This window comes from Campylobacter sp. 107 (assembly GCF_002383835.1).
Taxonomy (GTDB): domain Bacteria; phylum Campylobacterota; class Campylobacteria; order Campylobacterales; family Campylobacteraceae; genus Campylobacter_D; species Campylobacter_D jejuni.
Window position 1 is genome coordinate 1 of sequence record NZ_NXBA01000033.1, and the last position, 596, is coordinate 596.

1 pseudogene is annotated in these 596 nt (G+C 27.3%); it reads right to left on the minus strand.

Going from position 1 to position 596, the window contains the following annotated elements:
• Positions 1 to 130: 130 nt before the first annotated feature.
• Positions 131 to 596 (minus strand): annotated as a pseudogene (locus tag BGS40_RS05630) (hypothetical protein); the annotation flags it as partial.

Consider the following 596-nt stretch of genomic DNA (forward strand, 5'->3'; position numbering starts at 1 on the left):
ATAAAATCAATCTGTTTAACTTCTTTATTGTTGATTGTTAAATTTTTAATAGTTTGAATTAACTCTGTTTTAGAACTTATAAACATAAAAGATTCCTTATGTAAAGCATTATTATATCATTTTTTATTTGCTAATATCTTTTGTCTCTATTAATCTCTCCAATCCACCTTATAATATTACCCTTATCATCAATCTCTACTTCTAAATCTTTGTATTTGTTGTAAAATTTAGGAGCTAAGATTTCTTGGAAGTATTTTGTGCCTTTGGGGGTTGTTGCTACCCAGATATTATATTGTGACCAATATTGTGGTGTATCCCAAGAAACATTACCTAAAACAAGACTACATCCATCCTCATCTAATGTCTCGAGATCATCCAACTCTCTAATAAATCTTTCTTTATAGAAGAAATTATCTCTAAAATATATCCAAGCTTGATATTTATCTTCTTTATAATAAGATAAGTTTGAGGGATAATCTATTTTATTTCTATCTTCATCACAATAAGATCCAAAATCTATATAACCTGCTAGAAAAAGTTGCCCCAAGATATTAATATATTCACTTATATAGGTAGGTTTGGGTGTATTTAAAGAA